We start from the raw sequence: 23,967 nt of genomic DNA on the forward strand, positions 1-23,967 counted from the left end.
TAATGGCTAAAATAATTCCTTTTAAAGGCTTGCGCCCTACCCGAGATAAAGTAAGCTTAGTAAGCTGTAGATCATTCGAAGACTACAATGCTGTTGAGATTGCTTATCTTTTAGACTACAACCCCTTCTCTTTTTTGCACGTATTAAATCCTGCTTATGTAAACCCTTCAAAAGTAACGTATGATAAACGTTATAAAATGGTTGCAGCCAAGTTAAACGACTTTAAGAAAGAAGGTATTCTGATTACAGAAGATAAACCGATTTATTATCTGTATCAGATCAGTACAAAAAGTTGGAGTTTTACAGGGATAGTGGCAGGAACTTCTATAGATGACTACCAAAGTAATGTGATCAAAAAACATGAAGACACCTTAGAGTTTCGCGTAAGATTATTTAAGGAATACTTATATCACAGTAAGTTCAATACTGAACCCGTACTAATGATGTATCCTGATCAGGAAGATATAGAAAAGTGGATTATCACGAAGAAACATGAGAAACCCCTGTATGACTTTAGTACTGTAACTAGAGAAAGACATACGATCTGGAAGATAGATGAGGATACCGATATCAAGTGGTTAACAGAACAATTTGCAGATATTAAAGAACTGTATATCGCAGATGGACATCACCGTTTTGCTTCTGCAGAACTGTTACAAGCAGAACATTCTAACGGAACTCCTGCTCATAACAATACAGTGATGACGTATTTAATCGCTGAAAACAATATTAAAATCTATGAGTTTAATCGTATTATACACGATTTAAACAACCATAGCAAAGGAGAATTCTTAAACCTTCTAAAAGAGAAGTTTCACGTTGTCAATAAAGAACAACAACTTTGGAAACCTACTAAGAAGATGGAATTCGGAATGTACTTAGACGGTGACTTCTATGCCTTAACGCTAAAAGACATCAAACAAACAGACTGCATCTTACAACAATTAGATGCGCAAATACTATACGATGAAGTACTACATCCTATATTAGGATTAGATGACTTGAGAAATGATGCTCGTATAGACTATGTTCCTGGTAATGAGTCTATCGTTACGATCAAAGAACTAGTAGATGATGGTGAATACGAAGTAGGATTTATGCTTTATCCTACAAATGTAAGTGAGATCAAACAAGTGGCAGACAACGACCTTATCATGCCTCCAAAAAGCACATATATAGAGCCTAAGTTTATGAATGGTCTCTTTATATACGAAATTTAAAAAAAGATAAAAATTATGTCTATTACAGAGAATTTAAAACACGTTAAGAACACATTACCTGCTCATGTTACCCTTGTTGCTGTTTCTAAAACGAAACCCAATGAGGATATTCTAGAAGCATATGAAGCAGGACAACGTGTATTCGGTGAGAATAAGATTCAGGAAATGACTGATAAATATGAAACTCTTCCTAAAGATATTAAGTGGCACATGATCGGACATGTACAGCGCAATAAAGTGAAGTATATGGCTCCCTTTGTATCACTTATCCATGGAGTGGATAGCTTCAGACTCTTACAAGAGATCGATAAACAAGCGAAGCGTAATAACCGTGTTATAGAATGCTTGTTGCAAATGTTCATCGCAGAAGAAGATACAAAGTTCGGCTTAGATGAGACAGAATTGTTAGAAATTCTTTCGAGTGAGGAATTTGCTGGACTTAAGAATATTAAAGTAGTTGGACTTATGGGTATGGCTACTTTTACCGATAATCAAATACAAGTAAAGAAAGAATTTACACAACTAAGTAATATATTTGCAATGTGTAAAGAGAAATACGGCACGAAGGATAACCTAGACCTAAACATTGTCTCTATGGGGATGAGTAACGATTATCCACTAGCAATAGAATGTGGAAGTACGATGGTTAGAATAGGTAGTAATATCTTCGGTAGTCGTAATTATTAATTTATTAAAAGGACAAGTTGTACGCAGTTTTAGATATAGAAACAACTGGTGGGCAGTTTAATGAAGAAGGAATCACCGAAATTGCTATATATCGATTTGATGGTAATCAGATCGTAGATCAGTTTATTAGCTTAGTTAATCCAGAGATGGAAATACAACCTTTCGTAGTGAAACTTACGGGAATCAATAATGCTATGCTACGGCTAGCTCCGAAGTTCTACGAGATAGCTAAGCGCATCATAGAAATAACGGACAACTGTGTCATCGTAGCTCATAATGCTGAATTTGATTATCGAGTACTGCGCAATGAGTTTAAACGACTAGGTTATGAATACAGTCGCAATACACTGTGTACAGTAGAACTATCACAGAAGTTACTGCCTGATATGCCTTCTTATAGCTTAGGTAAACTAGTGCGATCACTTGGTATTCCCATCGCAGATAGACATCGCGCTAATGGAGATGCTATGGCTACAGAAAAGCTATTCAAATTACTTCTATCAAAAGATAAAGAGAAGACCATCTTAACCTCTATGATTAAGTCGGATATCAAAACGGGGATTAGTCCTAAGTTTTTGGATATCGTAGACACTTTGCCTTCTACTGTAGGTATTTATTATATCTTGGACAAAGAAGGTAATATTATCTTCATCGGTAAGAGCAAGAATATTAGAAAGAAAGTCTTACAGCACTTTACAAGTAATTCGCCTATATTCAAGAAAATACAACAAGAAACCTATACTGTCACTTTCGAAAAAACAGGTACTGAACTCATCGCGCTTCTAAAAGAGGCTGAAGAAATCAATACCAATAAACCAAAGTACAATAAGGTCAGTAAGAAAAGTGTATTCCCCTACTCTATTTATTTAAAAACTAATCTAGAGGGATACTTATACCTATCTATCGAAAAGACAGATGGTAGAAAGAGAAATCTAATGGCGTTTACATCGCCTAACGAAGCTAGAAAATTCTTACATAAGATATTCCAAGGTCAACAGGAGTTACCTTATGTAGAGTTTATATATGAGAAAAAATCAACTAAAATAACAGCTGATAATTTCTTCACCAACTTTACCTCGACAAGAGAAGAGTTCAATGCTAATATACTTGAACTATTTAAACCTTATGATATAGATAAAGACCATGTTCTAATCTTAGACAAAGGCCGTAAAGTAGATGAGAAGAGTGCTGTCGCTTTAGAAAAAGGGAAGCTAAACGGATATTGCTTCTATAACTTAAACCACCAAATCAACGCCCCAGAACGAATAGCAGCCAATTTAACGCCAATTTTATTTAATAGAAACAACAGAAATATCATTCTTAATTATCTAAATAAGAAGATCGGTTACAAATTAATTCACTACTAAAAACAGTTTTTGTGAGACGCAGATTAAAAAACAAATGGGATATCCTACAGCAGAAGATTTACATCATTATTTATGGTTCAAATACTTTTGCAGGTAAATTATTTGATATTGCACTACTAGCGGTTATTCTGATGAGTGTACTTCTAGTGATGCTTGAATCGATAGAGAGCTATGATATGAAGCACCACACAGGTCTAGTAGTCTGTGAGTGGATTATCACTGTGTTTTTTACCATAGAGTATATCCTTAGGATTCTTTGTAATAAAAAACCGCTTAAGTACATCTTTAGTTTTTATGGAATAGTAGATCTTATCTCTATCCTACCGATGTATTTATCGTTCTTTATTCCTGGTTCTAGAGCACTTACTGTTGTAAGAGCACTGCGTTTACTACGTTTATTTGGTATCTTAAACCTTGTTCCATACATTGGACAACAGTCACACTTAAAGCTAGCTCTTAAGTCTAGTAGAACGAAAATTATTGTATTCGTATACTTTGTGCTTGTGATGTCGATCTTATTAGGTTCGCTAATGTATGTTATTGAGAGTAAAGAAAGTGGCTTTACGAGTATACCTAGAAGTATCTATTGGTGTATCGTAACGCTTACTACAGTGGGATATGGAGATATCGCTCCACAGACCCCACTAGGTCAGATGATAGCATCTTTTATCATGATTATGGGTTACGGTATTATCGCCGTTCCTACAGGTATTGTGACAGCAGAGTTCTCTAATATTAAACGCAACAGATTAGATGCGAAGAGAAGAAGAAACTGCTCTACATGTACTACTACAATCTACGATGATGATGCAAATTACTGCTATAACTGCGGTCAAAAATTAGGAGATGTCTACGAAAAATAACAATTATCTTATTGTTGTCATTGGACCTACAGCGATTGGAAAAACAGCTTTAGGAATCAAACTTGCACAACATTTTAATACCAATATAATATCATGTGATAGCCGCCAATTCTATAAGGAAATGGCGATAGGAACAGCTGTGCCTTCTAAGGAAGAACTAGCTGCTGCTCCACATCACTTTATTCAGAATATCAGCATTCACGATACTTACTCTGTAGGAGATTTTGAAAGAGAGGCACTGGCTAAGCTAGATGAGCTCTTTACAGATAACCCTGTACAAGTTATGGTAGGTGGATCGGGGCTCTTTGTCAATGCAATCCTAAACGGGCTTGATGATTTCCCTGATGTAGAACCAAGTGTCAGAGAACAATTAAATCAAGACTTAGCAGAAAAAGGCCTTCCTTATTTGCAAAATATGCTAAAGGAATTGGATCCTATTCACTATGAAAAAGTAGCGATAGACAATCCTCAAAGAGTAACTCGAGCATTAGAGATCTGTATAGGTACTGGTAAGCCCTACTCTAGTTTCTTAAATATAAAACAACACACTCGCAACTTCACTCCTATCGTAATAGGACTTGAAGCTGATAGAGAGAAGATGTATGAGCGCATTAATAAACGTGTGGATATCATGCTAGACAATGGTCTTCTAAAGGAAGCTCAAGAATTATATCCGTATCGCGATAACAATGCGTTACAAACCGTTGGCTATCGAGAATTATTTGCGTACTTTGACAACGAATTCACATTAGAGTTTGCTATTGAGGAAATCAAAAAGAATACACGCCGCTTTGCTAAACGTCAGATTACTTGGTTTAAACGTACTCCTGATGTTATGTGGTTTGACTATCTTACTGCACCAGAACAAATCTTAAAAGCTGTAGAAGATAAAATACAGTTTTAAGGAAACAGAAAACCGAGAACGGGGAACTGAAAACAACGATTTCACAAATTCACAAAAAAACAAATTCACAAAAAAACAAACCATGCCAATATCACCCAACTTTACATCTATATTTACACAAAGCTTCGATGTTGATTACTTTGATTGCGATATCAATGCTCAGTTAAAAACAGTAGATTTATGTAAGATGATACAGATGGCTTCTTCTAATCATGCAGTCTTAGGAGGAATAAGCTTTTGGGATCTGCAAGAAGCAAACCAATCATGGGTAGTTTATAAGTTTAGAGTTGAGATAGACAAAATGCCTAAGTGGCAAGACCGCATTGAGGTGTCTACTTGGATAGAGACACTAGATGGTATTCGCTCTGTGCGCAACTTTGAGGTACACTGTAACGGAGAACTTGTCGCAAGTGCTAGCTCGATGTGGGTGATTATGAATACGGTAAGACGTCGTCCTGAGATGATGGCTATCCCTCATGACCACTTTACTAAACACAAGGACAAAAAAAGTATTAAAGGAGAGTTCACTACTTTTCAGAAGAAACCTGAAACGACTCATTTAATTACTGACAAGGTAAGATACTCTGATTTAGACATGGTAAATCATGTGACTAATATCAAATACCTTGAATGGGTTATTAATGCCTTAAAAGTATCGGAAAACACTTCTAAAGACATTTCTGTAGTTGATATGCACTTTAATAAAGAACTTCGTTTTAATCAGGAGTATACCATAGAACAATGTGTTGCTAATAACAACCACTTTGTAATCAAATCTAATGAAGGAGACCTTAACTTCCAATGTGTGATAGAGTAGATAGAAGAGAACATACTTATTATCATAAATAACAAAGGCTAATACATCGAGATGTACTAGCCTTTGTTTTATTATTTAGTTCTTAATAATATTATCGCAAAATCAGTTCAGAGAATTTAGATGCTCCTGTTCTAAGAATATCAGCAGTTACTTCTTCTAGTTGATTTGAATTAATCAATCGATATAGTTCATTTTCTTGGTTACTTAATGTATCATATAATTCTAGATACTTCTCATCAATACCTTTATACTGATCTATAACTAGATAATACTTATTCTGTTCAGGATATTCTACTAATTGCTTAGAAAAATCATTTAATCTAAAGTTTAAGCTTTCTAATTCAGATATATCTTTCTGAATAGTATCTATTGTTCTATTCGAATTAATATCAATACACTTTACACTATAAATAGATCCATTTCCTCCTATCCCATTTAATTTATAATCAAAAAACAAGGAAGGAATTACCTTCTTTTCAATCTTATAATCAATATCTATGATGTCTTCTAGAGGTTCTCTAAAGTGACTATTAATACGATTATAAAACACCTCATCTTTTTTGTTACTCTTAGTACTTGTCCTCAAGTCACCTATATATTTCTCATAGAATTTACTAAAGAAAGCTGCATCTATATTCATATTTAATTCAACTGGTTTGTCAAATTGAATTATTCCGTTATTATAAACTGCTAAACGATCTAAGTACTTCTTTAAAATATTAGTATTCTCTTCAATAAATAAATCTTCCTTAGCATTTAGTTCCAAAACTTCACTAATCTTCTTTATATTGAAATTTAATAACTTACTCTTATTGTCATAGAATCTAGTAATAAAACTAATCTTTGATTCAGAAAACTTATAAAACACATTATTGGTTGAAGAAACCGCTATTAGTCCAATAACAATATTCTCCCTAGACAAGGAGTTATTAAAGTATCTAATTAAACTGTAATACGATTTCATTTTAATAGTTTGTTTAATATGTTGGAAATTCTAGTATTTCGTTCTTGATTACTAAGTATCTCTATTATTTTAAGCTTACCTGCCTTACTCAGTCCTACTTTTGACGGAAGGCTATCTAACACCTCTGGCAAGACCACTAGTGTTGTGTTAATTTTTTCAATAATTCTACTATTGAATTTTGAAAGTACTTCATTCTCAGCAAAATTACAAATCTTTTTGGTGAATTTTGAAGCAATTAACATATTTACAAGACTGACATCCATTACATTAATTTTCAACCCTTTATAGTTAGTTTGATTACCAAAAAGTTGTGTATGATCAATAGCAACAAAGTCTATTTTTCCTTGATCCTCAACTAACAAAAGATTAGGATTGTTGATTCGACGATCTCTATTAGCTAACCATACATCACAAAAGGCTATATCTAAAAATTTATAAGGATCTAAGTATTGATTAAAATCATTCTTATTAGATAGAACTAAGTTATGATAGTCAAGTTCTGTTTGATTATGAATCTCTTTGGAGCCAATAATAAACAACTCTTCAATATCAAACTGACTGTATTTAGATATGATATTATTGGCGATCAAAAACTCTTGAAGTAACTTATTCTCAATCTTTATTATCTTGATATCTGGCACTCTTATTCCCCAACTTTTATAAACCTCATTTCCGATCAATTCATTAATGATATCTTCCAAAGGAGGATGGGTTTTAAAAATAGTTTTTGCATAATAGATATCAGTATCAGCTCCTAATATTTTTATTGGAATACTATTAGTTTCTAATATCTCGAGAATCTGTATAGCGCCAATTACCTCCATATCAATTCAGTATTTATTTCGTTTTACTAGCCTTATTTATACCACTTAATACACCGCTTATATGTAAATATAACCTATAAAACAGATACTTACCCAAAAAACAGATGTATATATTATATTTTTTAAAGAATGTCTCTTTACAATCAACTGTTTATACAATATAAACACATTCTTAAAACACTTTTAAATTACAACTAGGCAAAATAAACTACCTTTACGCCCTAATTAATCTAAGATGTCTACACACAAGGTAATTAAAGCCAAACAATTTGATCAAGATGTACCTATTGAATTCTTTATGCTAGAAGACAATAGTCATCTATTCAACTTTGATTACCACTATCAATGTAACTTCTATCAGATCTACTGGTTTACCCAAACCAAGGAGACAACACAGAAAGTTGACTTTGAGTCCTACCCTATCTCTGATGATCAGATATGGGTCATCTATCCCGGGCAAATGCACAATATTAATCCCGACGGGGTAAAGGGATATTTTATCTCTGTCAATAAGGATTTCTTTAACCGCATTCTCGCCAAAGAATTTAACGAGCACAAGTTTAGATTTAATCCTCCCTTATGGTTTGAGTTATCAGAAGATAAAAAAGAAGTCTTTAAAGCAATCATGTTTTTATTCCAACAAGAATGGGATACACAGAAACGAACTTATATACTAGAGAAGTACCTCAATATCTATATTTCCCATATTCAAGGCTTAAAAGAGCTATCACAGGACAATCCTCTAATGGATACACGTGTATTAAAACTGCTTGAACTGGTAGAAGAACACTATACAGCACACTACCCTACTTCCTTTTATGCAGATAAAATAGCTCTGTCTGTAAAACGAATGAATGAACTGGTAATAAAGGCTACTGACTATACCCTTAATCAACATATTCACAACAGAATACTTCTAGAAGCAAAGAGGCTAATAGGATATGCTGACTTGAATATCCAAGAGATTTCAGCCGAATTAGGCTTTAGTGAGGTCAACTATTTTAACCGCTTCTTTAAAAAAAGTACAGGTTTGGCTCCATTAGCTTTTAGAGAAAATGTGAAAAAAGTCCAATAAGAGTACTTGTTTTGCCAAGGTCTAAGTGAATCAACAGGTTTACTTTTGCCCCATCAAAATATCAATATGAATAAGTTAACAAAAGCTCAGTTTATAGTCGTGATTATTTTATCATTACTATCTGCTATCGAACCTTTTAGTATAGATCTGTACTTACCTGGTTTCTTAAAAATCTCACAGACCTTTAATACAGATCTAAAAAATGTACAGTTGTCCCTTTCTTTCTTTTTAGGAGGATTCGCAGCAGGACAGCTATTTTGGGGAATTATCTCTGATCGCTATGGTCGTAAACTTCCGACTATTGCCTCTTTAATCATCTTTATTCTAGCATCAGTAGCCTGTATCTATGCAGAGACCATAGAACAGTTCTGGGCAGCTCGATTCTTTCAAGCTTTTGCAGGGTGTGCAGGGGTAGTTATCGCTCGTGCCGTAGTGAATGAATACTACTCTGCTGACCAAAGTATGAATGTCTTCTCTCTACTAGCTATCATAGCAGGAGTAGCACCTATCGTAGGTCCTATCGCTGGTAACTTTCTGATTAGTCATTTCGTATGGCAATCTACTTTCGTTACCTTAGTGATATTAGGTATCATCTGCCTATTAGCTGTTATCTTCTTCTTGCCTGAAACGCGTATTGTAACTGAGAAAAGAGATGTTAACCTTATGGCAGACTTTAAAGAAATAGTACAAAATAATGTCTTTGTCAAATATACATTAATCGGAAGTTTAACCTATAGTATCTTAATGATCTACCTAGCCAATGCCCCTTACCTTATTATGGAGTATGGAGGAATGTCTTCAGATATGTTTAGTGGTATATTTGCTTTTAATGCCATTGGATTAATCCTTGGTGCGTGGCTGGCTAACTCTGTATTGTCACGTTGGTGGACTGTAGAACAAGTCGTAAAATACACTGTCTATTTTGGTATTGCTTGGACAATAGCCTTCTTAGTAATGTGTGTACTAAAAGAACCTATTGAGGCCTTATTAGTTCCGTTGTTCTTCATTGTACTAACTCTTGGAGTACTATTCCCTACAACTACTAAATTAGCCTTAGCACCGTTCACTACTAATAGTGGATCTGCGTCAGCTCTATTAGGTACATTACAGTTGTTGCTAACCTTTATTATATCAGCAGTAACGAATCTAATTCCTGCAGATATCATGACATTAACAGCCTATTCATTACTTGCCTGTCATGTATTGTATTTAGGGTGTTATCTGATTAAAGAGAAACAAGCTGAATAATATAATTTTAATACAAAAAGCCTTGTGACTGTAAGTTACAAGGCTTTTTGTATTAAAATTATATTATACTAATTACTTTTTTTATAATTTACTGGGTTTATCCTAATCTGCTTAAGATTATCTGGCAGCTCTACAAAATATCCTGATCGATAAGGGTTGTAAACTTTAGAGAAGAAGTCTGTTGATATAACTTGAGCACCACTAGAAAAAGCAGCTTTGGCACGAGTATGATCATTGACTTTCGCTTCATACGTATCTATATCTGATCTAGTTCTCACAAGATAACCTTTAGTCACGTATTCTTTTATATCCTCTTGGCGTACAATAGCATTATCTAAGAGTAAAAACACACCATAAGTATCCGTTGGTTTAGACTGTACAAACATTATTCTACCTTCTAAATTTGGACGATTGTGTACATAAGCGGACTCACCTTGATTTACCCCTCCTGTAGAAGGTAATAACATAAACAACAGTTTCCCTTTAGACTGAGATACTAGTGGCCAGTTATGATTAGCCACAGCCTCTTTAAGCGTTTTATAATTTCCTCTTAAATCATCAGGTGTAATCAACTTCTCTCTACCTATAATATCAACAATCTCTTGATCTAATAGGTCAAATGCATATTCATCATATTTCAATACTTCTGTTGGATTCTTAAACAAAGGCCAATTTGAATCTTTTGCTTCAATCATGATAAATAAAGGGATGTGATCTACATGCTGATCAGACCATTTTTTTATACTTTGTAATGCTAATTTTAACGTTGGATATTTAGACCTAAAATCTACATCTGCCATATGCAAAACTTTAAATCCAGGCTTATCTAAATCTGTTATGTTATGCTTTGCTAGCTGCTTCACTCCTACTGTTTTTAAATATTCATAGCCTGCTGGATTTGTATATCTATTGCCTGTTGAATCATAATACACATCTAGTTCCAAACTTCTCAATCCACTGTCTAACTGAATCTCAAAGCTTGGGTGCTCATAAAACAAACTCTCCTTAAAACTAATTTCATTAGGGTGATACTCTTTAAAAAAGTCTAACTGCTCTTTACTCATTCCCTCTAATAACTTCCCTTTTGACTGATCTACAATTTTAGATACATAATCAAGGAGATTAGGATCTACTGGTTCTGCATAACTATTATGTGTACCTAAAACTTGAATCTGATTAATGCGTAAATCACTAGGTAAATTTATTTGCCCATACATCACTATAGGTAATAGTATACCTAACAGAATACTACTTAACTTTATATTTCTATTCATCTTCTTTTATATTTGAAATCCACAATGGTTCTGACGGCCATTGTTTATTAGGTTCATCACTTGTTTTGAATATGATTTTTGATGCCTTCAAAAATTCTTTATAAGTAATATAGTTCCTTTGATAATCCTTATTATTATACGCTACCTCTTGTATATAAGAGCTTCTTTCTTTATTACTAATTACCAAATTATTGCGTATGATTGTTTTTTCAAAAATAGGAGCATTGAGATAAAAAGTATCCGACCCCACATTAGCAGCGCTGAATCCTAAACTCCTTAAAACAAACCATGCTGACATTGTCCCTAAATCATCATCCATAGTCCGTAAAAAAGCTTGAGATGCATTCTTATAAATCCTCCCGATGTAAGGATCAATTCCTTTACTATTATCGTTAAAGTAGAACTGAATACTCTCTCCTAGTAGTAAATCATGGATCAATTTCTGACTCTTATGAACACTTCTAGTAGCATTGTACAAACTAGACACCTGAAGATCTGGCTGATTGGCGTGATTATAATAATGACCTTCAAAAAAGGTATCTAATTGGTCTTCAAACTCTTTTTCAGAACCTATAAGACTAATTAAGCCTTTTATATCATAAGGTACTAACCATCTATATTGCCAGATAGTTCCTTGATATAATCCTCTTGCTTGCATTTTATCCACATCGTGAATCTGAATATCCTTAAAATCCTTTAGCCAATATTTCTTATACTCTTTTGCTTTTTCTAAATAATAGTTTGCAGATACAGTATCTTGAATACTTTTAAATATTTCACTCAATGCCCAATAATCATAAGATGATTCTAATGTCTTATCAGGAGAAGAAAAATCAAGTTGCTCAGCTTCCTTAACAAGGTACTCCTTAATGGAATCTATAGGTAACTGATATCCTTTATTCACTGCATCAGCCAAAACAACTAAAGCGTGCTCTGTCCTCACTGTAGGACCAGGTTCATTGAGTGTAGAGAAGTCTTTTTTGCCGTATGGATACATATTAGCAATAGAGTGAACTACATCTTTATACACTTCAGGATATAATATAGAATACATAGGAATAACTTCTCTATAATTATCCCATAGCGCCCAACCATGATATACATTAAAATCAGCTTTTTTCACCTCACCACTAATTGTTCTATAAGTCCCATCTGCTTCAGATATCAGATAAGGCGCCTGAAGAGTCCTGTAAAGCAAAGAATAAAAAAGCTTTACCCTCTCATCATCCTTATCACTAACCTCAACAACAGATAATAATTCATTCCATCGCTCTGTAGCTAAAGTTCTTGTTAAATCAAAACTTTGCCCCATTGCTATTCTGCTCTTTGCATAGTGTTCTGAAACAGATGAAAAACCAATCTGTAATTCGACTTTAGAAGAGGGAAAATCAACGATAAATTGATATTCTCCTACCTTTCTTAAGATGGCTCCATTTCCTAAATCTATACTAAAATAAAAATGATATATCCCAGCAGAGCATGTTGTTTTAGAACTAATCTTTCCCTGAATAACCTGATTAGATACTTCATATTCAGCACTGATAAAAGCATCATTAGTAGCACTAGATAAATCCACAAATAGTTGCCCATTATTAGGGAAGGAATATCGATGCACTCCATAATTATGCCCTACAGTAAAATCAGCCTTAATGTTGTTTATAAATTCCACCTTGTAGTAACCAGGCATTCCCTTTTCTCTCTCTTTGATTAACTCCGTTCCAATATTACTTCCTATAATTGGTTTGATCAGAATATTACCTCCACTTCCCTTACATCCCACTCCCTGAAGTCTAGTATGAGTTACACCTTCAAATTGTTTTGCTCTATTATCATATCCTGTATGATTATAAGGATATGTCTCTGGAGAAATACATAGCATACTAAATGGAAAAGAAGCTCCAGGAGATAACTGTCCATAATCCCCTGAAGTTCCTAAAAAAACATTCACTTTATCACGTAATTTACTTTTTTGTCCATAACCACATTGAGTTGCTATAAGCAATAAAATAAGAAACTTCCTCATCTTATGGATCTAACGGCTCTAAAGGATTTATTTGTAATAGTAATTCCGATGGATAAAAGTCTAATAACTCTCCTTTTTTCTGCTTAACTATTTTTCCTGGTAAATAACCTAATTCACGCATAAAACGTTCTAAGAACTTCTTATCTGCTATTGATTTTGTGTGTAACTCATAAGAGACAATCATACTTTTTTGTTTAATATCAAAACCGTACTCTATCATTAAACGAGTAGCATTTCTAAGATTAGTAGTCGTATGTCTAGCATAAGGTTCTACAATAATTACCTCTTCCGGGATATTATATAACCCTATTAATTCTTTTTTCATTTCTATAGCTTCACAAGTCTCTGTACGATTTGGGTGTACGTGTCCACCTGAAACAATAATAAAAGGCGCCTTACCCTGTCTATACTGTTCTACTGCTAATTTTAGATTCAATTTTCCTAACGCCCCCAAAGGATCTCTATAATTCTCTGGTCCATCCCCTAAGACGATTAATGCATTGTATTCATACTTTTTAAAATCAATGCGTTTAACATATTCTATAGCGCTCTTATTATACAATGCAACTAGAGGCTCATATCTAATACCTTCATCCCTGTGGTTCATATACATCAAATACAGTCCATAATCCAACATTGGTTCAAAGAAGCTCGCCTTAGAATAATCTGATTCATTTGCTAAATGCTTTGCCCAAAATAAAATAGCACTTTTAAAATAGCGTGAATTCTTATCATAAGATACTGAATCAATGTTTGGATAAAAAGGCTTCTCTCCTAATCCATATACTTTTAAGGTATGATTTAATCCACTAAAGTTTAACTTCACTACATTAGAGATAAAATCTTTCTGATTCATCTCATTGTAATTAATGTATTTTTTAGACTGCTTTAATTCTTCAAAAAAAGTTTCTACTTTCTTCTCCTTATTATTTAAAGCAACTAACTCATCAGAGATACTTTTTATCTGATCGTCTGTAAAAATATAAGAATGAACCAATTCTTCGCTCTTAGGAAAAGTTTCACCATTTACTAACTTACTTATTAGATCTAATCTATTATGTTTTATTTCTGTAAAAGTCTTATTATCATTGAGCAACTTAACAAGACTAGGTTGTTTAGAAAGCTGATCTAAAAAATAAAAATTACTATTTCTTAACAATGTTACACTTTTATTATCACCACGTTGTCCGAAAGAAAAAGTACATACAGCGAGTAAAAAACCTACTACTATTTTTCTCATTTTTTTTATATTACTTAATATTAATAATTAGGATTTTGTTCAACTTTAGAAGTAGCCCCATCTACATATCTTTGTGGAATAGGAAAATATTCATTCTTTCCTTTAGTAAAATGAGCATTTGTCAAAAATGAACGTTTATGTTTCTCTGCTTCTAGATACTCTTGATTAATGACCTTATCTGCTATCCCCCAACGCACTAAATTAAAGAATCGTTCTCCTTCCATCGCCAACTCTAATCTACTCTCTAATTGTACAGCCTCTCTAGCCTTGTTTACATCACTCCAGCTATCATTATACAAGCCTATTTTATAATTAGCAGCGTATGACTTACCATCTAAAGCCATCACATACTTTGACTCTTTTGCTCTATTTCTAATCGCATTTACGATACTTCGAGCTTCTTCTAATTTACCTAACTCTACAGCTGCTTCCGCCTTCCATAACATTACTTCTGCATAACGAATAATATAATAATTCAACGCAGAAACATAAGGCCAAGTTGCGCCATAATAAGGTGATTTAGCAGAAACTATACGTTTCTTTGGTGCATATACTCCATAAGTAGCTACATCCCTTGCCCAAGATGCATCATATGTCACTCCTAAATCTTTATATGTTATACCTGGTCTACCTATGGTATAATCTAATCTTGGATCTACGAAATCTTGACTGTTTACATCTACATTATCTTTTACAGGTAATCCGTTAGCATCTGTCTTAAAAGCATTAACTAGATTTTGAGAAGGTCTATGAAAACCATACTGAGGATAAAAAGGGCCTCCTGGAGCTGTAAGACGATCTCCTATACTTCCATTATAGTTATTAGGATCACCATCATTAATAGAATGTTGTACTGCAAATATTACTTCTGAACTATTGTCATTTTCTGGTAAAAACACATCTTCAAAATTAGACAGAAGTTTATATTGACTTGACATCACCTCTTCTGAGATTGTATAAGCCTCTTGCCATTTCTTTTGATATATCATTGTCTTCATCAGATAAGCTTTAGCAGCAATGCTAGTAGGTCTTCCTATTTGTGCTTGCTTAGAAGGCAATACTTTTGATGCATTATCAAAATCTGTTGCTATTTTTTGCCATAACTGTTCAGAAGTAAACTCTACATTTGATCGATTATAATCCTCTACGTTAACAACTTTTTCATCTATATAAGGAATTCTATTGTAAATCTTCTTTAATTCAAAGTAGTAATGTCCTCTAAGAAAGAATAATTCTCCCTGTCTCTGCTTCTTTAGTTCAGGATCAAATGCTACTGATTGATTTAATAATCGTAGAGCGTCATTTACCCTTTTAATACCTTCATATAATGCACTCCACTTTCTTTCTATATCTATTACTGTTGGGTCTGTCTGGTATAACTCCATTCTGTGGATTTGCCCTTGATCACCAGTACCTCCACCTCCTTTATATGCATCATCAGAAGTCACATCTCCAAAACTCCAATTAGACGCTGGAGAATTCATTGCATTTGAAGCATTATCCATCTGTCCATTCAGCATCTTATAAGCCCCTATAATTACTCTTTCCACATTCTTAGGATCTGTCATCTTGTCTGGTGATACTTCTCCATAAGTAGTTTCGTCTAAAAAGTCTTTAGAACATGAACTCATTACACCTGCCATAATAGTTGTGACAAATAGTATCTTATATGTTTTATTTGAAATATATCTTTTCATTACTTGTATTTTAATAATTAATACTTAATCCCATAGAGAAAGTACGTGCAGGTGGATAAAGCCCACGATCAATACCTATATCTAAATTTTTATTACTCTTAGAATAACTTTGTAGTCCCACTTCTGGAGTTAATCCACTATAGTTAGTAATCGTAAATACATTTGTTGCTTGTAGATAAACTCTCATTTTCAGCTTTTTATGAAGTTTTTCTCCAAAAGAGTAACCTAGTTGTAAATTATTTAACTTGAAATATGAGCCATTCTCCACATAATAAGATGAAGGGCGTATATTGTTATTAGTATCATCTAATGATAATCTTGGTATAGAAGCATTCGGATTGTCAGGTGTCCATGCCCCTAATACATCAGAAGACTTATTATAAGCTGATTGATTAAAGAAATGAGAGTTATATTTTGTTAAGTTATAAATCTTATTGCCAAAACTTCCATTAAAAAACATACTTAAATCAAACCCTTTATATTTTAAATCTACATTAAAGCCAAGAATAAAATCAGGGTGAGGAGAACCTATAAATGTTCTATCATTGTCATCTATTACACCATCATTATTTACATCTCTAAAGATTAAATCACCTGGTTTTGCATTAGGTTGTAATTTATACTGATCGATCTGCTGTTGACTTTTAAATATTCCATCATTAACATAACCAAAGAATGAGCCTATTGGTTGACCTATAGCAGATCTAGAAATTTCTTGTCCAAAATTTACACTGTGTAAAGATGAAGAAGGTATACCTAGATAATTAACAGAGTTTAATGCTGTCAATTCATTTTTATAAGTTGTAAAATTGAAATTAATATTATAGTGAAGATCCTTTATATTATCTTGATAAGATAGATTTAATTCTAAACCTCTATTTGTCATCTCTCCGTCATTTACCCATTGTCCATCATTAGTACCACCATAAGTCAAAGGCAAAGATTTATAGACCAAAATATCTTTTGTTTTCTTGTCATAGATATCTGCTGTTACATTTAGTTTATCATTAAAAAAGCCTAAATCAACTCCTAAAGAACTCTGTGTAGTAGTTTCCCATTTTAATTCTGGATTAGGTACTCTAGATTGAATCAAACCTGTCTCAACAGATGACTGTCCTCCATTAATATCATAATTTGAATTGTAACTATTACTAGAATAACTTTTTATAGTAGAATAAGAGGGTACCTGCTGATTTCCTGTAACTCCCCAGCCACCACGAAGTAAAAATGAAGTAAAAGTATCTCCTAAATCAAAAAACTCTTCTTTATCTATCCTCCAACCAAGTGAAACAGCAGGAAAAGTATCCCATTTATGATTAGCTAATCGCGAAGTTCCATCTCTACGCATTGTAGCAGATACAATATACTTTCCATCATAATTATAATGAACTTTACCAAAGAAGGAATTTAATGACCACCCATTAGCGTTACCTCCATTTAGTTGATTGGCTGTACCATAATCTAAAAACCAATAATTAGGATCTTCGTACATAAAGTTCTGTCTTGAAGCAGAGAACCCTTCATAGTAATACTCAACTGCTTCTTGTCCTAATAATACATCAAAATTATGATTGCCTAATTGTTTTTTATAACTAAGTGTATTAGTAAAAGTAAATTGATAATTAAACGAATTTCTAGTAGAAAGTGAATTAACTGGATTAATAACTAATATTTCATTAAACTTTGGTGAAAAGTTCCTTCCATTAATATTTACATAATCAAGCCCTATAGACGACCTAAAGGTAAAATCACTTAGGTTTAACTCTCCGAATAAATTACCTAATAGTCTCAGCTCTTTTGTTTTATTATTTTTATTTCGATCTAAACGTCCTCTAGGATTTTGAATATCATTTAATGGATTCCCTGAGAACTCTCCTAACTCATTATAAACAGGTACTATAGAAGGATACATAAATGCATTATATACTATTGACCCTAATGCGGCATTAGTACCGATACCAACATTTTCTGTATATGAGGCATTAAGATTCTCCCCTATTGTCAAGATCCCATCAAAGAATCTATAATCTGAATTAAAGCGGCCTGAGAATCTCTTAAAATAAGTGTCTTTTATTATTCCCTGTTGATCAAAGTACCCTAACGAAAAAAGTTGACTAGAGTATTCCCCTCCTTTTGCTAATGATATATTGTGAGATTGAATCGTAGCAGGATTAAATATTTCTTTAACCCAATCTACATTACCACTTTTAATAGTTTTATCTTTATTTAAATAAAGAGGTATAGTCGCCCCAGTAGGATTATTTCCATAAATATCATGTTTAGGAGCAACACCATCATTTTTATAAGCTTGCCATAACATATCTCCATATTCCTGAGCATCAAGCATCTTAGGTAGGTTAAAAGCACTTTGAACACCTGTAAAACTACTTACATCTATAGATATCTTTTCACTTCTACCTCCTGACTTTGTTGTAATTAAAATCACTCCATTAGCTGCTCTAGAACCATAAATAGAAGATGAAGCAGCATCTTTTAATACTTGCATTGAAGCTATATCATTACTATTAATCGAATTCAACCCATTAGCTACAGGTACTCCATCTACGATTACTAATGGCTCATTATTATTAATAGTACTGAATCCCCTTATCCGAATAGAGTTTCCTCCACCTGGGCTATTATCACTCATAACTTGTACCCCTGAAGCTCTACCTTGTAACATCTCGGCTACATCCGCCTTAGGAACATCCTTAATACCATCTACATTAATAGTAGAAATAGCAGCAGTAATATTTCGCTTGCTCTCTGTTGTATAACCAGTGATCACAATTTCTTCTAAACTACGAGCATCTTCTTCTAAGACTATAGAAGTATATTCTGGATTTTCTACCTTAATTTCTTTAGTATCATATCCTATATACTCTATTACTAATATGATCGGTTTATTATGGGCTACTTCTAACATAAAACTACCGTCTAGATCAGTAGCTACAGCCTCTGTAGAATCTTTTATTTTTACAGTCGCCCCAGGAAGTACTAGTCCATGAATATCTTTAACTACCCCTTTCACAACAGTCTTATTACTTTGCTGACCTGTACTAACCTTATTTCCCTTAGGAATAACATATTGTGATTTAAAAGTGATAAATTTATCTGATATATTATATGTAGATCCTGTTCTTAAGGCAATATCCTCTAACAACTTCTCTAATTCACGTTCTTTACTAGTAAATCTAAGAGCAATAGAGGTATTTAATGTCGAAGGAGAATAAACTACTTTGTAAGCAGTTTGTGCTTCTATTTTTTCAAATAAGCTCTTCACTGTTTCTGAAGTATTACTTACATAGACATGGACACCTACCTTATCAGAAATTGTCTGATTAGTAGCATAAACGCCTGTACTTAATAAAGAAAGACAAAAAAGATATGTCTCTACTCGTAACCGGTAATAGTAATTTAATCTCATTTCTTGGTGTTATTAATAATTATATTTTTATTTTCATACTTATAATCAAAATCATACATATAGCTGACACTCTGAACAATATCTGCTAGAGTAGAGTTTCTAAAATCTGCTTGAATAAATTCTTTTGTTGAAATAATATCTTCCAGGAAGTGTATCTGGATATCAAACTCTTTTTCTATTATTTGTTTCCACTGTGTAAGAGTGATGTTGTTCATCATAAGATAAGATGATGTAGAAGAGATACAAGAAAACACGTCTATGGTGTTTTTATATAATCTATGGTCTTTTAGTAAGGCCTTTTGCTCAGCAGTTAAAATGACATAGTTTTCCCTATCTAACAAGTTACTAACCTTTACTCGTCCTGTAGAGACTTCTACTATATTTCGTTTCACCCAAAAAGAAGTTCCTAAAACTTGTGTCTCAAAATTATCTGACGAAATAATAAAAGGTCTTGAGGCATCTTTAGCAACTTGAAAATAAGCCTCTCCTATTAATTTAATCTCTCTACTTGATTGATTAAACTCATTTGACACAATTAATGTAGAGTTACTACTTAGTGTTACAGCAGTACCATCTGATAGAATAATATGTTTAGCTAACTCACTAGAAGTAGTGTATGTTAATTCTTGATTATTAACAGAAATATTCTTCTGATAAATTGTTAAACCTACCACTAATAAGAGTGAAAAACCTATTGATAATAATCTATAATTCTTTCTTCTCTTTCTTTCTCTAGTTTTATACTTTATACTATTGTATATAGAGCTTCTCAGTTTGCTATTCTCTTGAATTATCTTTAATTCTATTAATGGTCTTTTCTGTAAATTATCAGAAAAGTCTTCCACAACTTTTTTTTCTGTTAAGTCAGATGTACCAAGTAAATATTTATTTAAAAAATGTTTAAACTTATTTTGCATAATTTAAGATTGTCTTACATAAGTAAGAGTCCTCTATTATTATAACTCCCTATGCAAAAACAAACGCTTAACTCATTCTTAATATGAGTAACACTTAGATAACATTGCTTTTAACTCAGAACAAAGTATAAACTGATAAACAAAAACAATTATAAAAAAGACGCTTAAATAAGTACCCCCCTGCATACTCTAATATAGTTTTAGAACTAAGAGAAAAGTTATGAAGCAAAATCACTTTACAGTATTTAATTAGTACTAATTCTGGGTTACCCCCATCAAATAACCTATCACAATAATATAGTCTATTGAATAAGGTAAAGAACTCTTAATACTTTTTAAAGCTTTATTAATTTGATTATCTACAGTACTTTCTGATATCCCAAGTTTTAATGCGATTTCTTTATAACTCAATTTATTACTATATCGAAGAACAAATATTTGATAACACTTCTCTGGTAGTACTTCTTGAGCCTTACTATATATCATATTAACTAATTGTTCCTTGAACATTATTTCTTCTTCTTTACTTAATATTTCATTATCTACTAATACATTATATACCTCTTCTAGCTGAACAGTATTAAAATTAGTTGTACTAATAGCTTTTAAACTTTTATTACGAACGGATTGTATTAAGTAAGCTTTAGAATTATCGATTATCAAATTACTGTAATTATTCCATATATTCACAAAAACATCTTGAACTATATCAGCAGACAGATCCTTATCTCTCGTAATATTACAAGAGAGATAATACAATATATCCCAATACTTATAGTAGTTAATATCAACCCATTGATCTCTTGATAGTGCCATATTATGTCTAATTAATCGGTGCTAAAGTATAGCTTGCACAATTAATAAGAATTAAATAATCATTAACAAAAAATTATATTATATAAATACTAAATGAAAACTCTACACATCCTTCCTCCCAATAATCCCACATTCCTCCTCAGATCGCTTCTTCCTACAAGAATGCCCCCACTTAGCAGGTATTCTGCTTACATATAAAGTCCATACTCCCTATTTTTTCCCTACCTTGCACCTATAAAACCATCCTTATGCTTCAAGGAAATATAGAGACAGCCAATTCTTCATTTATACAAGTACGAATTTACGATCAACAAAGCATCTTTGATCAAGCCAACTTTGGGCACCCTTATAAGCCTATACGCTCCTCTTTTTTATTTGTCAAACAAGGGACAATTAGAATTAGAGAACAGATTAATGAATTCGAAATCATAGAGAACTCTATCTTTCTAATTGATGTTAAGTATGTATACGAAATCTTATACATCTCTCCTGATGCGGAATTGCGTCTATTAGGATACGACAGGAATTTTCTAGAGACTGCTTCATTTAAGCTACATCGCCTAAAGGTATATCGCGATCTAAAAACACAGTTACAACGCAATTTTCACATCAGCAAACAAGAACTAGATATCTTCTGGACTAATGTAGAGTCACTGGGTTATTACCTGGAGCACTTTGACGAGATCGAATATGCTCAGTATATTATAGAGAATTATTTTAATATCATCCTCTATCACCTAGTAAGCGTAGCCACGCCTAGAAGTGAAGATTCTATTAATCAAATGACCTCACAGCAAAAGATCACGTATAAATTCGTGATGCTAGTCTCTGATTATTACCTAGAGACTAAGTCTGTTCAGTTCTACGCAGATAAACTACAACTCTCTATTAGACACCTAAGTACAGTCGTTAAAGAAACTTCTGGAAAAACACCTATAGAAATCATTAATGAGTTTATATTTAACGAAGCTAAAGCACAGTTATCTACTACTACTTTGCCTATCAAACAATTAGCCACTAAACTTCAATTTAGTGATCAGTATGCTTTCGCTCACTTCTTTAAAAAACATCAAGGCACCAGCCCAACTCAGTATAGAAAGATGTTTAAGTTATAGAATAATACTTTTAAACATCTTTTTTGATATTCTTAATCATTTTATACCATGTACTACTGAGCTAACTTTGTCGGCATAAAGTACAAATAAAATGAAAAGAAATATTCACAAATACTTTTGTGGATTAAGCTTACTACTACTCTCATATACTTCAATATATAGCCAAGTAAGCGACCAAACACTTAGTATAGAACAAGCGGTGAACTTAGCGATGCAAAATCATCAACAATTAAAAGTCACTGCTTTAAACAAAAACATTAGCGAACAACAAACCCAATTAATTAAACAACAACGCCTTCCTAATCTTGCCTTTACTGCCAATGCTTCTTATATAGGAGATGCGCTTATATTAGACCGCGATTTCAGTAAAGTCATGACGAAGGATATGCCTCACTTTGGCAATAGCTATGCAGTACAGGCATCTGAACTACTATTTAAAGGGGGAGCGATTAATAAGAATATAGAACTCGCTGAAATAGGCGAACAGCTTGCTTCTCTAGACCTTGTACAAGATCAACAAAGCATTAAGCTCTTAGTTATTTCTAACTACCTAGATGTATATAAACTGATTCATCAAGAGCAAGTTTATCAAAACAATAAAAGGTTAGCCCAAATCCGCCTTGAGAATGTCAATAGATATTATAAAGAAGGAATGATGACTAGAAATGAAGTAATCAGAGGTGAGCTAGTTCTTCAGAATATGGATCAAGCCCTATTAAGTGTAGATAATAACCTATCGATTCTAAACTATAATTTAGCGATCGCACTAGGACTGCCGACCTCAACTAAAATAACGCCTAATGAAGCTCTTGTACACAGACCACTAGAAGGGGATTATAACTATTATCTAGATCTAGCCTATACGCAACATCCTATGATACAAAGAGTAGAAAAAGGAGTCGAAGCGGCACAAAAAAAGATAGAGATTGCCAATACAGATAAGTATCCTGCTCTAGCTGCAGTAGGTGGGTATAATATTAGTCGTCCGATCACAACAACTAATCCTGTGATGGATATGTATTCTAACGCTTGGCAAGTGGGGGTATCACTAACTTACAATATTGACAATTTATATAAAACACCCAAAAAAGTCAAACTAGAAAAGCTTCAAAAAGACAAAGCTGAAGAGACATTTACCCTTGTACAACAACAATTAGAAATGGGAGTCAATGCAGCTTATACCAAATACGATGAGGCTATACAGAATGCTAATCTGCTAAAGAAAAGTCAACAACTCGCACAGGAGAATTACAAAATCATAGAGGCTAAATACCTAAACCAATTGGCTATACAAGCTGAAATGACAGATGCCACTAATGCAAAATTAGAAGCCGAACTACAGTACGCCAATGCTGAAATAAACGTATTATACCAATACTATAACTTACTGAAGTCAACAGGAACACTTTAATGCCCTACAGGGCATTTAATTAAGAATTACCTTTAGATTTGCTAACTGAGAATATGATAATATTGTAGAGAATAAATA

At 33.1% G+C, this 23,967-nt stretch carries 19 protein-coding genes; 10 read left to right on the forward strand and 9 right to left on the reverse strand.

The window, feature by feature from the left end:
- Positions 1–2: 2 nt before the first annotated feature.
- The 6 genes from AABL87_RS13445 (at position 3) to AABL87_RS13470 (ending at position 5,858) form a co-directional block, all read left to right on the forward strand.
- Complete coding sequence (locus AABL87_RS13445) at positions 3–1,220, forward strand: DUF1015 domain-containing protein (protein ID WP_006263757.1); 1,218 nt, start codon at positions 3–5, stop codon at positions 1,218–1,220.
- A 15-nt stretch (positions 1,221–1,235) separates the two neighbouring features.
- The gene (locus AABL87_RS13450) at positions 1,236–1,907 is read left to right on the forward strand and encodes a YggS family pyridoxal phosphate-dependent enzyme (RefSeq protein ID WP_341277490.1); all 672 of its coding nucleotides are present in this window, start codon (positions 1,236–1,238) and stop codon (positions 1,905–1,907) included.
- Between the two features lie 17 nt (positions 1,908–1,924).
- On the forward strand, positions 1,925–3,274 hold the full coding sequence (locus AABL87_RS13455) for an exonuclease domain-containing protein (RefSeq protein WP_006265490.1): 1,350 nt from the start codon (positions 1,925–1,927) through the stop codon (positions 3,272–3,274).
- A gap of 11 nt (positions 3,275–3,285) precedes the next feature.
- Entirely contained in the window at positions 3,286–4,137 is an 852-nt protein-coding gene (locus tag AABL87_RS13460; protein ID WP_006265491.1) for an ion transporter, read from the forward strand.
- Positions 4,121–5,041, forward strand: coding sequence for a tRNA (adenosine(37)-N6)-dimethylallyltransferase MiaA (gene miaA, locus AABL87_RS13465; protein ID WP_006265492.1), 921 nt, complete (start codon positions 4,121–4,123; stop codon positions 5,039–5,041). The genes AABL87_RS13460 and miaA overlap by 17 nt, the downstream gene beginning before the upstream one ends.
- An 82-nt stretch (positions 5,042–5,123) precedes the next feature.
- Positions 5,124–5,858: an acyl-[acyl-carrier-protein] thioesterase gene (locus AABL87_RS13470; protein WP_006265493.1), complete on the forward strand. Its 735-nt coding sequence runs from the start codon at positions 5,124–5,126 to the stop codon at positions 5,856–5,858.
- 91 nt (positions 5,859–5,949) lie between these two features.
- Here AABL87_RS13470 and AABL87_RS13475 read toward each other — a convergent pair whose 3' ends face one another.
- Both AABL87_RS13475 and AABL87_RS13480 read right to left on the reverse strand, forming a co-directional pair.
- On the reverse strand, positions 5,950–6,822 hold the full coding sequence (locus AABL87_RS13475) for a hypothetical protein (protein ID WP_006259973.1): 873 nt from the start codon (positions 6,820–6,822) through the stop codon (positions 5,950–5,952).
- Positions 6,819–7,646 (reverse strand): HipA family kinase, encoded by an 828-nt coding sequence (locus AABL87_RS13480; protein ID WP_006259972.1) that lies wholly within the window; start codon positions 7,644–7,646, stop codon positions 6,819–6,821. Before AABL87_RS13480 ends, AABL87_RS13475 begins: the two co-directional genes overlap by 4 nt.
- Before the next feature lie 235 nt (positions 7,647–7,881).
- Here AABL87_RS13480 and AABL87_RS13485 point away from each other — a divergent pair, with 235 nt between their 5' ends.
- Positions 7,882–8,721: an AraC family transcriptional regulator gene (locus AABL87_RS13485; protein ID WP_006265495.1), complete on the forward strand. Its 840-nt coding sequence runs from the start codon at positions 7,882–7,884 to the stop codon at positions 8,719–8,721.
- 66 nt (positions 8,722–8,787) lie between these two features.
- Positions 8,788–9,969 carry a multidrug effflux MFS transporter gene (locus tag AABL87_RS13490; protein WP_006265496.1) on the forward strand — a complete coding sequence of 394 codons (1,182 nt, stop codon included), beginning with the start codon at positions 8,788–8,790 and terminating at the stop codon, positions 9,967–9,969.
- A 68-nt stretch (positions 9,970–10,037) separates the two neighbouring features.
- On the opposite strand, the gene AABL87_RS13495 is transcribed toward AABL87_RS13490, so the two are convergent.
- The 7 genes from AABL87_RS13495 to AABL87_RS13525 all read right to left on the reverse strand — a co-directional run bounded on the left by AABL87_RS13495 (position 10,038) and on the right by AABL87_RS13525 (position 21,363).
- On the reverse strand, positions 10,038–11,243 hold the full coding sequence (locus AABL87_RS13495) for a Ca2+-dependent phosphoinositide-specific phospholipase C (RefSeq protein ID WP_006265498.1): 1,206 nt from the start codon (positions 11,241–11,243) through the stop codon (positions 10,038–10,040).
- A complete protein-coding gene (locus AABL87_RS13500) occupies positions 11,236–13,266 on the reverse strand; it encodes a glycoside hydrolase domain-containing protein (protein WP_006265499.1) in 2,031 nt (676 codons plus the stop codon). The genes AABL87_RS13495 and AABL87_RS13500 overlap by 8 nt, the downstream gene beginning before the upstream one ends.
- A 1-nt stretch (position 13,267) precedes the next feature.
- The gene (locus AABL87_RS13505; protein ID WP_286382619.1) at positions 13,268–14,506 is read right to left on the reverse strand and encodes a YdcF family protein; all 1,239 of its coding nucleotides are present in this window, start codon (positions 14,504–14,506) and stop codon (positions 13,268–13,270) included.
- A gap of 20 nt (positions 14,507–14,526) precedes the next feature.
- The gene (locus AABL87_RS13510) at positions 14,527–16,203 is read right to left on the reverse strand and encodes a RagB/SusD family nutrient uptake outer membrane protein (RefSeq protein WP_006265501.1); all 1,677 of its coding nucleotides are present in this window, start codon (positions 16,201–16,203) and stop codon (positions 14,527–14,529) included.
- 10 nt (positions 16,204–16,213) lie between these two features.
- The gene (locus tag AABL87_RS13515; RefSeq protein WP_006265502.1) at positions 16,214–19,630 is read right to left on the reverse strand and encodes a SusC/RagA family TonB-linked outer membrane protein; all 3,417 of its coding nucleotides are present in this window, start codon (positions 19,628–19,630) and stop codon (positions 16,214–16,216) included.
- On the reverse strand, positions 19,627–20,547 hold the full coding sequence (locus AABL87_RS13520; protein ID WP_006265503.1) for a FecR family protein: 921 nt from the start codon (positions 20,545–20,547) through the stop codon (positions 19,627–19,629). The genes AABL87_RS13515 and AABL87_RS13520 overlap by 4 nt, the downstream gene beginning before the upstream one ends.
- A 255-nt stretch (positions 20,548–20,802) precedes the next feature.
- Complete coding sequence (locus AABL87_RS13525; protein WP_006261408.1) at positions 20,803–21,363, reverse strand: sigma-70 family RNA polymerase sigma factor; 561 nt, start codon at positions 21,361–21,363, stop codon at positions 20,803–20,805.
- A 248-nt stretch (positions 21,364–21,611) separates the two neighbouring features.
- Between AABL87_RS13525 and AABL87_RS13530 the strand changes: the two genes are divergently transcribed.
- Together AABL87_RS13530 and AABL87_RS13535 are read left to right on the forward strand one after the other, a co-directional pair.
- Entirely contained in the window at positions 21,612–22,478 is an 867-nt protein-coding gene (locus tag AABL87_RS13530) for a helix-turn-helix domain-containing protein (protein WP_006265504.1), read from the forward strand.
- Positions 22,479–22,569: 91 nt separating this feature from the next.
- Positions 22,570–23,889: a TolC family protein gene (locus AABL87_RS13535; RefSeq protein WP_006265505.1), complete on the forward strand. Its 1,320-nt coding sequence runs from the start codon at positions 22,570–22,572 to the stop codon at positions 23,887–23,889.
- Positions 23,890–23,967 lie beyond the last annotated feature (78 nt).

It is taken from the genome of Myroides sp. C4067, assembly GCF_038039665.1.
In the GTDB taxonomy this organism is placed as follows: Bacteria; Bacteroidota; Bacteroidia; order Flavobacteriales; family Flavobacteriaceae; genus Flavobacterium; species Flavobacterium odoratimimum.